The organism is Lysobacter sp. N42 (assembly GCF_004344885.1).
Genome location: NZ_SKFB01000061.1, coordinates 1 through 13,502, shown reverse-complemented (window position 1 = coordinate 13,502; position 13,502 = coordinate 1). Strand labels below are relative to the sequence as shown.

Sequence of the window (13,502 nt, the reverse complement as noted above, 5' to 3'; positions counted from 1 at the left end):
GGCGCAGCGCATCGGCAGGCACCGTGGCGATCGACGTGGCCACTGCGCCCGCGGGGCCGGGATCGGCCTCCGGCGCCGGCGGCTCGCCGCCGCAGCCGACCAGGGCGAGGGCGGCCGCGACGAGCACGGCCGGGCCAAGGCATCGATTCATTGCAGGATCCCCATGGAAGCGGCGCACTCTACTGCGCGCCCGATGACACATCCGCGTCACGCGCATGGCGTGCATCACGTGCCGAACGCCGGCGCGAGACGCCGCGCCTCCTCGTGCGAAAGCACGTACACGCCGACGTTGCCGCGCTTGGCGCGACGCTTGGCGACCGCGGCGACGGAGGCGATCTCCTCCGGATCGGAGAAGTGCGCGGGCGCCACCTGCGCCACGCCGATGCACAGCGTGCAGAGCGGGAAGGTGGCAGGCCGCCCGCTGCGGTCCTCGCCACGCACCGTGCCGCGCGCGGCGTCCTCGGCGTCGTACAGCTGCACCGCGCCGGCATTGAAGTCCGCCACGATGCGCCGGCAGCGCTCGTGCCAGTCGTCGCTCTGGAAGACGACCACGAAATCGTCGCCACCCACGTGCCCGAGGAAATCCAGGTGCGGATCCAGGTGGTGCATGTGCACGTCGGCGACGAGCCGGATCATGCGGTCGCCGCGGAAATAGCCGTACTGGTCGTTGAACGGCTTGAAATGGTCGAGGTCGGAGTAGGCGACGACGAAGGCGCGGCCGGCGTCGAGCAGCCGTGCGATGTGCTCGGTGATCGGGATGTTGCCCGGCAGCAGCGTCAGCGGGTTGGCGTAGCGCGCCGCTTCGATGCGCAGCTCGCTCACGCGACGCACCAGCGCCTCGCCGGTGCCCAGGCCGCGGTAGCGCCCGCCCTCGGTGATGACGAAGCCGTCCGAGAGATAGCGCTGGTCCTCGCCGCGCAGGATCTCGGCCATGTCGGTGATGCCTTGGTTGATGTCGCAGAGGATGGGCGACTCGTGCATCGACGTGGTGCAGGGCTTGCGCCCGCCGAGCTCGCGCGCGAACGGGCGCGCCATACGCTCGCTGAAGACGCGGCGGTTGATCAGGCCTACCGGACGCCCGGCCTCGTCGACCACGGGCAGCGCATGCAACGACGGGTTGGCGCGGAACACGCCTTCGACGTCCTCGTTGGTGTGCTGCGGCGTGAGTGCCGGAGCCTCGATGAGCAGGTGGGCGGCCGATACCTGCCGCACGCCCGACACCCGCGCGGGACGTGGCCGCACCGGCACGCGCGTGCCCAGCTCGCGCAGCACGGGCGATGGCGCGCGATGCGGCTCGGTGGACGGCCTGCCGAGCAGGTAACCCTGCACCAGCCCGATGCCGAGGTCCTTGACCAGCGCCAGGTCTCCCTCGCGCTCGATGCCCTCGGCGATCAGCTCCGCGCCCAGCGCCGCGGCCACTTCCAGCAAGGCCTTGACGATGGCCAGCCGCCCCGCGCTGCCGGCGATGCCGTCGATGAGGAAGCGGTCGATCTTGACGAACTCCGGCGCCAGCTCGTGCCAGAGCTCGAAGTTCGAGTGCCCGTTGCCGAAGTCGTCCAGCGCCAGCCGCACGCCGCGCGCGCGCAGGTAGGCCAGCGCCTCGGCCAGCCGCGCGGCGTCTTCCACGATGTCGCGCTCGGTGAGCTCGACCACGAAGCGGCGCAGGTCCAGGCCGCTGTCGACCAGGCTGTCGAGCACCTGCTGCGGGCGCACCTGCCCCTGCAGGATGGCGTGGCTGCTGAGGTTGATGAAGACCAGCCCGTCGCAGGCCGGGTCGAAGCGCGCAGCCGCCACGCGCGCGGCCAGCGTCTCGACCTCGCCCAGGCGGCCCTGCCGGCGCGCCGCGTCGAGCACCACCAGCGGCGCGATCGGATCCCCGTGCAGGCGCATCAACGCCTCGTGCGCGAACACTTCCCCGGTGGCGGTGGAGAAGATGGGCTGGAACACCGGATACAGCACGCCGGGGGCGAGCGCGCGGCCGACGGGGTCGGCACTGGCGGGGGCGATGTCGGATACGGCCTGGAGCATGGCCATGCGGACTCCCGCGCCGAAGCGGCGCATCGTGCTGGATGGATGGCCGTCCCTCGCCGTCGCCGCGCGACGCGCGTACCGCCGCTGCGGCGCGCGCAGCATGTGGCGGCCGCATGACGTATTCGTTGCAGCGTGCACCGCGCCCGCGCGAAGTGTGCCGGCCGGCACGGATGGGGGCCGGCCGCATCGACGCGGCGATGGCCCGTGGCCTTGCGGGCCGCAGCCGTCAGGCCGTGGGCTGCCTCACCGGAAGCACCACGCGGAACGTGGTGCCCTGCCCGAGGCGGCTCTCGACCTCGATGCGCCCGTGGTGCTTCTCCACGATGCGGTAGGAGATCGCCAGGCCCAGGCCGGTGCCGCGGCCGATGGGCTTGGTCGTGTAGAACGGGTCGAAGATGCGGCCCAGGGTTTCCTCCGGGATGCCGCAGCCGGTGTCGGCGACGCTCACCCAGGCCTCCTCGCCGTCCACGCCGCAGGCCAGCGTGATCACGCCGCGCTCGGCGATGGCCTGGCCGGCGTTGATCAGCAGGTTCATGAAGACCTGGTTGATCTCGGAAGCATGGCATTCCACGGCGGGCATGTCGCCGTAGATCTTCTCGACCTTGGCCTTGTACTTGAGGTCGTTCCACACGATGTTGAGCGTGGACTCCAGGCCCTTGACCAGGTCCGCCGGGCGCATCGTCTCGTTGCGGCCGACGTGCGAGAACTCCTTGAGGTCCTGCACGATGCGGGTGACGCGCTCGATGCCCTCGCGCGATTCGTCGAGCAACTGCGGCAGGTCGCCGAGGATGAAGTCGATGTCGAGCTTCTCGCGCTGCGCGCGCAGCTCGTCGCGGTGCGCGGCCGGGTCGGGCGAAGCGATGGCGGTGCCGTAGGCCTCGATCATCGCGAACAGCGAGGCGACGTACTCGCGCAGCGTGCCCAGGTTGGAATGCACGTAGCCGATCGGGTTGTTGATCTCGTGCGCCACGCCCGCGGCGAGCTGGCCGATGCTGGCCATCTTCTCGCTCTGCAGCAGCTGCTCCTGCGCGCCCGCCAGGCGCTTGTAGGTGCGCTCGAGCTCGTCGTGGCGCTGCTGCAGCTCGCGTTCGCGCGCGCTGCGCGCGGAGACGTCGTTGAAGGTGACGAAGCGGCGGCCCTCGTGCTCGCCGCGGCCGCAGTACACGCCGACTTCCACGGTGAGCCCGGCCATCGTGTGCACGTCGCCGGACCAGTGGCCCGCGCCGCAGGCCGCGTCCCAGGCCGTGTCGGGCACCAGCGCCAGCAGCCGGTGGAGCAGCCTGGCCTCGTCCGCCGGCGCGGGGTCGAGCTGCGCCGCCAGGCGACGCGCCGGATCGTTGGCGAACGCGACGCCCCCGTCGGGCGCGAGCAACAGCACGGCCATCGGCGTGGCACCGATGGCCCAGAGCATCTGCGAACTCCAGTAGTCGACCAGCTCGTCTTCCGTCATCCCACGCCGAGGACCCGCGACTGCGGGCGGATGCCCGCCCGGCCACCGGCATCGTACACGCCGGCGCTCTCGACGCGGCCCAGGTGGCGCAGGGCCCAGGAGACCTCGCGGCGGCGCCGCGAAAGCAGGATGCCGTTGGCGCGGTTGAGCTCGGCCAGGGCGGTGAGGCGGTCGGCGTCGGCCGCGCGCGGCGTGGCCTCGGCGCGCCGCAGCGCGACGATCTTGGCCTGCGTCGAGCGCATCAGCGCGTCGGCGTCGTTCTCCAGCAGCGCGCGCCGCTCCTCGTTCAGCGCCAGCTCGAGGGCATCGAGCGCATCGCCCGTGGGCGAAGAAGCGGTCAGGGAAGCGGCGGCGTGCATGCGGTCACCCCAGGAGCTGGCGCTCGAGCGCGGCCAGGCGCTTGGCGATCTCCTGCGGATTCACCTGGTAGGTGCCGCTGGCGATCGAGGCCCGGATGGCATTGATCTTCTCGACGTTGAAGCTGGCCGGCATGCCGACCTCGCGCTCGATGGCCTGCTGCAGGCCGGCGGCTTCGCCGGTCAGGCGCAGGCTGTCGGCCGGCGGCGCGGCGCTGACGGGTTGCGAACGGTCGCCACCGGCACGGGCGACGCTCGCGCCCTGTGCTGCGTCCACGGTCCGGGCCGGGGGAAGGCTCGGGCCATCGATCTTGGTGGTCATGGCGATCTCCACGGATGGGCGGTCAGGGCCGGTATCGGCGGTCCACCGCCGGACTTGAGGCCCAGTTCGCAGTTTCTCCGACCGCTCGTCGGCCTGCGTTCATTGAAGGACCTCGACTACCCCCTCGCCCACCAGGCGCCCCCGCACGATGCGGCGGGAGGCGAGGTTCTCGACCGCTACGATCCCGCCGGACACGGCACTTCCCAGCGCCCGTCCGCCCATGCGCACCTCGATGCCGCCGGCCTTCGACACCAGCACCACCGGGTCGCCGCGCCTGAGCGCGCCGGCGCCGTCGGCGAGGTCGCCGGCGCTCACCACCGCCCCGGCGGGCAGGGAGCGACGCGCGATGCGCCCGGCCACCTGCGTGGGGTCGGCCATGCCGGCGCCCGCTCCGGCGGCCAGGTCGCGGCGCTGCACCGCCAGCTGCGCCGCGGCGATGGCCTGCCCCGCCCGCACCGGCGAGGTGAGCACCACGACCTCGGCCTCCCGGCGCACCCGGGCCGGCACGGTCAGCCGCCAGCCCGGGGAATCCGGGCACCGCACCTCGGCCATGCGCGCGCCCAGCGCCACGCCCACCAGGGCCTGGCGGCAGGCCGGCATGCGCAGGGCGCTGTCGACACTGGCCTGGACCTGCGCGCCCCCGCCGCCCAGCGCCGCCTCGGCCGCCTCCACGATCGCCTGGGTTGGCGTGAACGCCGACGCCCGCACGACCCCGGGCGTGATGGCGATCAGGCCCAGCAGCAGCGACAGCAGGATTCGAGAGGCCATCGATGGCTCCACGGGACGACTCGACCGCCATCCAGCAAGGCGTGTGCCGCGAGGCGGGCGGCTTGGCGACCGGGCCCGTGCGGGTGCGACGTAGGCATCCCCGTGCGCGCCGCAGGGCGCATGGGGCGAGGAGAGCGGCTCAGCCACGGATGGACACGGATGAACACGGATTGGTTCGTGGCGAATCGCAGCGCCCCAGGGCTACGCCGCTCTTATCCGTGTCCATCCGTGGCTGAACCCTGCCCCCTCAAGCCCGACAGCCACCGGCCGACAACGCGGGCATGAGCCGCGACCTCCTCGACCGGATCGACCAGCGCACGCGCCTGGCCGGCCACAACCGCCTCGCCCTGCTGCTGTTCCGGCTGGGTTCGCGTCAGCTTTTTGGCGTGAACGTCTTCAAGGTGCAGGAGGTCATCCCGCGCCCGCCCCTGTTCACCCTGCCCCAGCTGCCGCCGGCCTTCGCCGGCGCGGCCGACGTGCGCGGCCGCACGGTGCCGGTGCTGGACCTGGCCCGCGCCGTGGGGCATGCCGCCCCTGCCAGCGGCGCGCAACCGCCCTACCTGGTGGTCACCGAGTTCAACCGCACGGTGCAGGGCTTCCTGGTCTCCGGCGTGGAACGCATCGTCAACATCGCGGTGGAGGACATCCACCCGCCGCCGGACCTGGGCAGCGAATGCCATTACCTCACCGGCGTGACCCGCTTCCAGGGCGAGCTGATCCAGCTGCTGGACGTGGAATCGGTGCTGGCCGAGTCCGCCCCGCGCGCGATCGAGACCCATGGCCTGAGGCCGCTGTCGCTGGCGGCCGACGTCCCGCGTGATGTGCTGGTCGTCGACGACTCGCGCGTGGCCCGCAACCAGATCCGCCACGTGCTCGAGCAGCTCGGGCTGTCGGCCACCCTGCTCTCGGACGGCCGGCAGGCCCTGGAGCACCTGCAGCAGCTGGCCGAGGGCGGCGCCGTGCCGGAGCGCCGCTATGCCATGGTGATTTCCGACATCGAGATGCCGGCCATGGACGGCTACACCCTGACGACGGAAATCCGGCGCGCCCCTGCCCTGCGCGGGCTGCACGTGATCCTGCATACCTCGCTGTCGGGCGTGTTCAATCACGCGATGGTCGAACGCGTGGGCGCCGACGACTTCGTGCCCAAGTACTCCGAGCGCGAGCTCGCGCAGCGGATCGAGTCGCGGATGATGGCGCTGCAGCGCGCGCGGGCGGCGTAAGCCGCGCCGGTCGCGACCGGCCCGGCGCGCAGCCCGCTGCAGGCATCCAGACCTTCGACCGGCCCGGCCCGGCGGCTGCTGGCACACCCCTTGCCTGAGTCCCTCCGAGATCCCGCCCCCGGAGGGGCCATGGCCAACGAATCGTTCCTCGGCATCCACGGCACCGCGCTGGCGCTGCGCGAACAGCGGCTGCAGCTGCTGGCGGCCAACATCGCCAATGCCGACACCCCGGGCTTCCGCGCCCAGGACATGGACTTCGCCCGTGCGCTGAGCGCGGCCACCGCGCCCGGTGCGGCCATCGGCGGCGCCGACCCCATCCGCGGCGCGGCAGCGGCGGCGCGCTTCGATGCCCCGTCCAGCCAGCCCAGCCTCGACGGCAACACCGTCGACGGCGAGCGCGCCAAGGCGGCGTTCGCGCAGGCGGCGATGGAGTACCAGGCCTCCATGCGCTTCGTCGAATCCAAGGTGCGCACCATGCTCACCGCGATCACGGGGCAGTAAGCCATGGCCAACCTGCCCATCTTCGACGTGGCCGGCAGCGCGATGACCGCGCAGCAGGTGCGCCTGTCGACCGTCGCCTCCAACCTCGCCAACGCCGACTCGGTCACCGGGAACGCCGACGAAACCTTCCGCGCCAAGCTGCCCGTCTTCGAGGCCACGCCGGTCGAGGGCAACCCCGCGCTTGCGGGCGTCAAGGTGCAGGCGGTGACGGAATCCACCGCCGCTCCCGTCAAGCGCTACGAGCCGGGCAACCCGCTGGCCGACGCGCAGGGCTACGTCTACGCGCCGGACATCGACCCGGTCGCGCAGATGGTCGACATGATCTCGGCCTCGCGCAGCTACCAGGCCAACGTCGAGGTCTTCAACACGGCCAAGGAACTCGCGCTGGCCACCATCAACATGGGCCGCTGACGATGACCGCGATTTCCGGAACCAGTACCGACAACGCCTTCGCGCAACAGGGCCTGGCGGCCACGCAGGCCGCGCGCAGGACCCAGCTCGGGCAGGCCGACTTCCTTCGCCTGATGACCGAGCAGCTCAAGAACCAGGACCCGCTCAAGCCGCTGGAAGGCACGCAGATGCTGGGCCAGCTGGCGCAGTTCTCCACGGTGCAGGGCATCGAGAACATGCAGAACGCGCTCGGCGCGGTGGCCAGCGTGATGGAGTCCGACCAGACCCTGCGCGCCGCCGCGCTGGTCGGCCACGACGCACTGGTGGAAGCCAGCACGCTGGACCTGCAGGCCGGCGCGGGCGTCCGCGGCGAGATCGTCGCCACCGGCGCCGGCCCGGTGCAGATCGACATCGTCGACGCCAGCGGCCAGGTGGTGCGCCGCATGTCGGTGCAGGCCGACGCGGCGGGCGCCGTCCCGTATGCATGGGACGGCAGGACCGGCGCCGGCGCCGCGGCACCGGCGGGGCGCTACACCGTTCGCGCCACGTCCGGCACCGGCAGCGACGCGCAGGCCCTGGCCGTGCGCCTGGCCGCGCGCGTGGACAGCGTGTCGATCGAGCCCACCGGGCTCACGCTCAACCTCGCCGGCCTCGGCAGCCATCCCCTCTCGGCCGTGCGACGCATCGGCTGAATCCGCAACGCAGTCGCACACCCCTTCCGGAGACCACCATGAGCTTCCGCATCTCGCTCAGCGGCATGAACGCGGCCTCGGCCGATCTCAACATCACCTCCAACAACATCGCCAACTCGAACACCACGGGCTTCAAGGAGTCGCGCGGCGAGTTCGCCAGCGTCTACCAGACCTCGGCCTACGGCCTTGCGCGCAACGCCATCGGCGCGGGCGTGCGGCTGCAGCAGGTGGCGCAGCAGTTCAGCCAGGGCACGATCGAGAACACCGGCAAGGCCCTGGACCTCGCCATCAACGGGCAGGGCTTTTTCACCATGTCCAATGGCGGCTCGTTCGTGTACTCGCGCGCCGGCAACTTCGGCACCGACCGCGACGGCTACGTGGTGAACCCGTCCGGCCATCGACTGCAGGTCTTCCTGCCCAACGCCAGCGGCACCGGCTTCGACACCGGCCGCATGAGCGACCTGCAGCTCTCCACCGCCGATGCACCGCCGCGCCCGACCACCCGGACCACCATCGCTACCAACCTGCCCGGTGATGCGAACGCGCCGGCCACCGCCACGTTCGACCCGGCCGACCCGACCTCGTACAACTACACGACGTCGATGACGGTCTACGACTCGCTGGGCGCGGCGCACAGCCAGTCGATGTACTTCGTCAAGACCGCCAACCCGAACGAGTGGCAGGTGCATACCTACATCGACGGCAACGCCGTCGGCGGCCCGACCACGCTGCAGTACTCGAACATGGGCGCGCTCGTGGCGCCGGCCACGGGCGACGTCACGCTGCCGACGTTCACCCCGCCCGGCGGCGCCGCGCCCATGGACATCACGCTCAACCTGTCGGACTCCACGCAGTTCGGCAACAGCTTCAGCGTGTCCTCGCTCACGCAGGACGGCCACTCGACCGGCCGCCTCACCTCCATCGAGGTCTCGCCCGAGGGCGTGGTGCAGGCGCGCTACACCAACGGCGTGTCCACGCCGCTGGGCCAGGTGGTGCTGACCAACTTCGCCAATCCGCAGGGCCTGCAGCCCACCGGCGACAACGCCTGGGCGGAGACCTTCGAATCCGGCCAGCCGCGCCGTGGCTTCGGCGGCTCCTCGGAGTTCGGCCTGGTGCAGGGCGGCGCGCTCGAGGCCTCGAACGTGGACCTCACCGAGCAGCTGGTGAACATGATCACCGCGCAGCGCAACTTCCAGGCGAACGCGCAGATGATCTCGACGCAGGACCAGATCACCCAGACCGTGATCAACATCCGCTGACGTCGAACGGACTCCTGTGGGGGGAGTGGGGGCCGTCCCTTCCGGGCACCGGGAGGGGCGGCCTTTTTTTCGTGGCGCGCGCCGCAAACGCGGCCGCCCGGCAAACCGCTCGCCGTGGCTGTTGGCCATGGCTGTCGGCTGTGGCCGTGGGTGTTGGCTCGTGCTGTTGTTTTCGCGCCCCATCAACAGCTGGTGCGAACCGTGAGACCCCGAAGGGGCGGCGCGCAGGAAGCGCGCCGTCGGCACCCGAGGCAGGATGCCGAGTGTGCCGATCCCGACGCCGTGTCCGGTCGCGGGCTGTAGACGTGTCGGGAAAGGCCCTTTCTTTTGGGTACTTTTCTTTGGGCCAGCAAAGAAAAGTACCTCGGGCGCGACAGCGCACGAAACGCCTTGGCTGTCGCTCGACAAGGAACAACGGCAACAGCGAAGTCAACGTCCACGGATGCCACCGTCCGCGGGAGGCGAGAGTCACCGTGCCCCCCGGCCTTCGTGGGAACGACGGCCTGTCAGCACGACGACACCGGCCGCCGCATGCCCGGGAGCCCCGCCGCCCCCCGCGCCCCACTGGCACGCCCCTTGCCTGACCGTACCCAACGGCCTCCAGCGGCCCCAACCCCCGGCGCCCGCATGATCGACAAGTCGCTCTACATCGCCATGACCGGCGCCAGCGCCTCGCTGAAGGCGCAGGCGGGGGTCGCGCACAACCTCGCCAATGCCGACACCGCCGGCTTCCAGGCCACGCTCACCGCCACCGCCGCGGTGCCGGTGACCGGCGAAGGCCTGGCCTCGCGCGTGGCCGCGGCGCAGCGCAGCCTGAGCGTGAGCGCGGCGCCCGGGCAGATCCGCCAGACCGGAAACGAGCTCGACATCGCCCTGCACCAGGACCGCTGGCTGGCCGTGCAGGCCCCCGACGGCTCCACCGCCTACACGCGCGCGGGCGATCTGAAGCTCACCGCCAACGGGCTGCTCACCACCTCCAGCGGGCTGCCGGTGCTCGATGCCGGCGGCGCGCCGCTGTCCATCCCGCCGTACCAGACGCTCACCATCGGCGGCGACGGCACGCTCTCCATCGTTCCCCGAGGCCAGCCGGCCAGCACGATCACCGAGGCCGGCCGGCTGCAGGTGGTGGCCGCGCGCACGGCCGAGCTCGTGCGCGGCGAGGACGGCCTGATGCGCCCGCAGCCCGGCGCCGATGCGCCGCCGCCCGCCGCCGGCCCGGTGCTGGTTTCCGGCGCGGTGGAAGGCAGCAACGTCGAGGCCACCACGATGCTCGTTTCCATGATCCAGCTCTCGCGCCAGTTCGAGATGCAGGTACGCGTCTTGCAAAGCGGTGACGAGAACGCCCGCAGCTCCAATTCCCTGCTGTCCTCGCGCTGACGCGCACGTAACGAGAAGACGCCATGACCCAGGCACTGTGGATCGCCAAGACCGGCCTCGACGCGCAGCAGACGCGCATGGCCGTCACCGCCAACAACCTGGCGAACGTCAACACCGCCGGCTTCAAGCGCGACCGCGCCAGCTTCGAGGACCTGCTCTACCAGACCGTGCGCCAGCCCGGCGGCAGCACGTCGGAGCAGACGCAGCTGCCCACCGGCCTGCAGGTCGGTACCGGCGTGCGGGTGGCGGCCACCGCGAAGAACTTCGCGCAGGGCAACCTCTCCAACACCGGCAACGCGCTGGACGTGGCCATCAACGGCCGCGGCTTCTTCGAGGTGCTGATGCCCGACGGCTCCTCGGCCTACACGCGCGACGGCTCCTTCCAGGTGAACTCGCAGGGCGAGCTCGTCACCAGCGCGGGCTACCCGGTGCAGCCGGGCCTGCAGCTGCCCGAGGGCACGCAGGCCATCACCATCGGCGCCGACGGCACCGTGACCGCGCAGGTGCAGGGCCAGGCCGCGCCGGTGCAGGTCGGCTCGCTCACGCTGGCCGACTTCGTCAACCCCGCCGGCCTGCAGGCGCGCGGCGAGAACCTCTACACCGAGACCGGCGCCAGCGGCCCCGCGCAGCAGGGCGCGCCGGGTACCAGCGGCATCGGCACGCTGGTGCAGGGCTCGGTCGAGAGCTCGAACGTCAACGTGGTGGAGGAGCTGGTGTCGATGATCGAGACCCAGCGCGCCTACGAGACCAATGCCAAGGCCATCAGCACGGTCGATTCGATGCTGGCCTTCCTCAACAACAACGTGTGACCGTGATGAAGACCGCCCTCCTCGCCGCCGCGCTGCTCGCGCTTTCCGGCTGCGCCACCGTCATGGGCGACGTGCGCGCCTTCCCGCAGGCGGCCGACGCCACCGGCGCGCCCACGCCCGCGCAGGTGCACGCGGCCATGGCGCAGCGCGCCGCGGGCCTGCAGATGCAGCAGCACGTGGCCGCCGCGCCCGCCGTGCAGCCGGTCGCCAACACCGGCGGCTCGATCTACGCCAATGCCGCCGCCAGCGGCACGCGCAGCCTGCGCCTGTTCCAGGACAACAAGGCGCGCGAGGTGGGCGACATCCTCACCATCGTGCTGGTCGAGCGCACCGCCGCGTCCACCAAGGCGCAGACGGCCGTGCAGAAGGATTCGGGCATCGGCATTTCCGCCCCCGTCATCGGCGGGATCCCGACGACGATCAACGGCCGGCCGCTGTCGGCCGAGGTCGAGGGCAGCCGCACCTTCGCCGGCGGCGGGGACAGCCAGCAGAGCAACCGCCTCGACGGCACGGTGACGGTCACCGTGGTGCAGGACCTGGGCAACGGCAACCTGCTGGTCTCCGGCGAGAAGAAGGTACGGCTGAACCAGGGCGACGAGCTGGTGCAGGTGCAGGGCATCGTGCGCACCTCCGACATCGGCCCGGACAACCGCATCGCCTCCGACCGCGTGGCCGACGCCAAGATCGTCTACGGCGGCCGCGGCACGCTGGCGCGCAGCAACGCGATGGGCTGGCTGGGCCGTTTCTTCAATTCCGCGGCCTTCCCGTACTGACGGCCATGTCGATCCTGGGCCGCCTCTTCCGCCGCCTGCTACCGCGCCGCGCGCCGGGCGTGGACGGCTCCCGCTACGTCGCGCCGGTGTCGTTCCGCCGCGCGCGCCGCCCCTGACACCCGCCCACCGCGACCGAGACTCCGCATGAAGCCCATCCTCCGCCACCGCACCGCCTGGGCCGCCGCGTACGCGATGCTGGCCCTGGCCATCGCACTGCCCGCGCGCGCCGAGCGCATCAAGGACCTGGCGCAGGTCGCCGGGGTGCGCGGCAACCCGCTGGTGGGCTACGGGCTGGTGGTCGGCCTGGACGGCTCGGGCGACCGCACGTCGCAGACGCAGTTCACCGTGCAGTCGCTCAAGTCAATGCTCGACCAGCTCGGCGTGACGATTCCGCCGGGCGTGAACCCGCAGCTCAAGAACGTGGCCGCGGTGGCGATCAGCGCCGAATTGCCGGCCTTCGCCAAGCCCGGGCAGACCATCGACGTCACCGTGTCCAGCATCGGCAACGCCGGCTCGCTGCGCGGCGGCATGCTGCTGATGGCGCCGCTCAAGGGCGCCGACGGGCAGGTCTACGCCATCGCCCAGGGCTCGCTGGTGGTCAGCGGCTTCGGCGCGGCCGGCAAGGACGGCTCCAAGATCTCCGTCAACGCCACCAATACCGGCCGCATTCCCAACGGCGCGATCGTCGAGCGGGCCGTCGGCGGGGGCACCGGCGCGGGCGTGGTCACGCTCAACCTCAACCAGTCCGACTTCACCACCGCCGCGCGCATCGTCTCCGCGATCGACGCGGCGTTCGGCCCGGGCCATGCGCGCGCGCTGGACGGCGTGACCATCGAGATCGACCCGCCGGCCGGCGACCGCGTGGGCTTCCTGGCGAGGCTCGAATCGCTCGACGTCTCGCCCGGCGCCGCCGCGGCGAAGGTCATCGTGAACTCGCGCACCGGCACCGTGGTGATGGGCGGCCAGGTGACCGTGCTGCCGGCGGCGGTCTCGCACGGCTCGCTCACGGTGTCGGTCACCGAGACCGCGCTGGTCAGCCAGCCCAATGCGCTGGCCGGCGGCGACACCGCGGTGGTGGGGCAGTCGACCATCCAGGCCACGCAGAGCGGCGGGCGCATGTTCAAGCTCGAGGGCGGCACGTCGCTCGACGCCATCGTGCGTGCGGTGAACGCGGTGGGCGCGGCGCCGGGCGACATCGTGGCGATCCTGGAGGCGCTCAAGCGCGCTGGGGCGCTGCGGGCGGAGCTGGAGATCATCTGACGGGGGCACCCTCCCGCTGGTCGTCCTCGCGAAGACAGAGACTCGTGGTCGTAGCGCCACGTCCGAGCCGTCCCACCGACGCGGTAGAGCCACGAACGCCCCGCACGCCGGCGCCGCCCACCGTCGTCCCCGCGAAGGCGGGGACCCAGTCACTTCCGCCCCCCCTTCCGCGGCGTTCTGGTGCCCCGGCCCATTACGTCGTCATCCCCGCGAACGCGCACTGCTGTCCGGAAAAAACTCTCAAGCAAAAAGTCCAGGCTGCACAGCGGCTTGCGCCTGCCAGCGCGCCCG

The 13,502-nt window shown here is 71.7% G+C and carries 14 protein-coding genes; 9 read left to right on the top strand and 5 right to left on the bottom strand.

What is annotated here, in order from left to right; genetic code table 11:
• Positions 1 to 225: 225 nt before the first annotated feature.
• The 5 genes from EYQ95_RS24735 to flgA all read right to left on the bottom strand — a co-directional run bounded on the left by EYQ95_RS24735 (position 226) and on the right by flgA (position 4,927).
• Positions 226 to 2,034 carry a GGDEF domain-containing protein gene (locus EYQ95_RS24735; RefSeq protein ID WP_243700073.1) on the bottom strand — a complete coding sequence of 603 codons (1,809 nt, stop codon included), beginning with the start codon at positions 2,032 to 2,034 and terminating at the stop codon, positions 226 to 228.
• Between the two features lie 223 nt (positions 2,035 to 2,257).
• The gene (locus EYQ95_RS24730; protein ID WP_132331619.1) at positions 2,258 to 3,481 is read right to left on the bottom strand and encodes an ATP-binding protein; all 1,224 of its coding nucleotides are present in this window, start codon (positions 3,479 to 3,481) and stop codon (positions 2,258 to 2,260) included.
• Positions 3,478 to 3,840, bottom strand: a complete 363-nt coding sequence (locus EYQ95_RS24725) for a flagellar protein FlgN (RefSeq protein WP_243700072.1) — start codon at positions 3,838 to 3,840, stop codon at positions 3,478 to 3,480. Before EYQ95_RS24725 ends, EYQ95_RS24730 begins: the two co-directional genes overlap by 4 nt.
• Before the next feature lie 4 nt (positions 3,841 to 3,844).
• Entirely contained in the window at positions 3,845 to 4,159 is a 315-nt protein-coding gene (gene flgM / locus EYQ95_RS24720; protein WP_132331617.1) for a flagellar biosynthesis anti-sigma factor FlgM, read from the bottom strand.
• A 99-nt stretch (positions 4,160 to 4,258) separates the two neighbouring features.
• On the bottom strand, positions 4,259 to 4,927 hold the full coding sequence (flgA, locus tag EYQ95_RS24715; protein ID WP_132331615.1) for a flagellar basal body P-ring formation chaperone FlgA: 669 nt from the start codon (positions 4,925 to 4,927) through the stop codon (positions 4,259 to 4,261).
• A 281-nt stretch (positions 4,928 to 5,208) separates the two neighbouring features.
• On the opposite strand from flgA, the gene EYQ95_RS24710 reads away from it, so the two are divergent.
• The 9 genes from EYQ95_RS24710 (at position 5,209) to EYQ95_RS24670 (ending at position 13,211) form a co-directional block, all read left to right on the top strand.
• Positions 5,209 to 6,150, top strand: coding sequence for a chemotaxis protein (locus tag EYQ95_RS24710; RefSeq protein WP_132331613.1), 942 nt, complete (start codon positions 5,209 to 5,211; stop codon positions 6,148 to 6,150).
• Positions 6,151 to 6,279: 129 nt separating this feature from the next.
• Positions 6,280 to 6,651, top strand: a complete 372-nt coding sequence (gene flgB / locus EYQ95_RS24705; protein WP_132331611.1) for a flagellar basal body rod protein FlgB — start codon at positions 6,280 to 6,282, stop codon at positions 6,649 to 6,651.
• A 3-nt stretch (positions 6,652 to 6,654) separates the two neighbouring features.
• Positions 6,655 to 7,062, top strand: coding sequence for a flagellar basal body rod protein FlgC (gene flgC, locus EYQ95_RS24700; protein WP_132331609.1), 408 nt, complete (start codon positions 6,655 to 6,657; stop codon positions 7,060 to 7,062).
• A 2-nt stretch (positions 7,063 to 7,064) separates the two neighbouring features.
• The gene (locus EYQ95_RS24695) at positions 7,065 to 7,733 is read left to right on the top strand and encodes a flagellar hook assembly protein FlgD (RefSeq protein WP_132331607.1); all 669 of its coding nucleotides are present in this window, start codon (positions 7,065 to 7,067) and stop codon (positions 7,731 to 7,733) included.
• A 38-nt stretch (positions 7,734 to 7,771) separates the two neighbouring features.
• Positions 7,772 to 8,992 carry a flagellar hook protein FlgE gene (gene flgE, locus EYQ95_RS24690; protein ID WP_132331605.1) on the top strand — a complete coding sequence of 407 codons (1,221 nt, stop codon included), beginning with the start codon at positions 7,772 to 7,774 and terminating at the stop codon, positions 8,990 to 8,992.
• A gap of 630 nt (positions 8,993 to 9,622) precedes the next feature.
• Entirely contained in the window at positions 9,623 to 10,369 is a 747-nt protein-coding gene (locus EYQ95_RS24685; protein ID WP_132331624.1) for a flagellar basal body rod protein FlgF, read from the top strand.
• Between the two features lie 23 nt (positions 10,370 to 10,392).
• Positions 10,393 to 11,178: a flagellar basal-body rod protein FlgG gene (gene flgG / locus EYQ95_RS24680; RefSeq protein ID WP_132331603.1), complete on the top strand. Its 786-nt coding sequence runs from the start codon at positions 10,393 to 10,395 to the stop codon at positions 11,176 to 11,178.
• Positions 11,179 to 11,183: 5 nt separating this feature from the next.
• Positions 11,184 to 11,951 carry a flagellar basal body L-ring protein FlgH gene (locus EYQ95_RS24675; RefSeq protein WP_243700071.1) on the top strand — a complete coding sequence of 256 codons (768 nt, stop codon included), beginning with the start codon at positions 11,184 to 11,186 and terminating at the stop codon, positions 11,949 to 11,951.
• A gap of 192 nt (positions 11,952 to 12,143) precedes the next feature.
• The gene (locus tag EYQ95_RS24670; RefSeq protein WP_370451340.1) at positions 12,144 to 13,211 is read left to right on the top strand and encodes a flagellar basal body P-ring protein FlgI; all 1,068 of its coding nucleotides are present in this window, start codon (positions 12,144 to 12,146) and stop codon (positions 13,209 to 13,211) included.
• Positions 13,212 to 13,502: the final 291 nt, after the last annotated feature.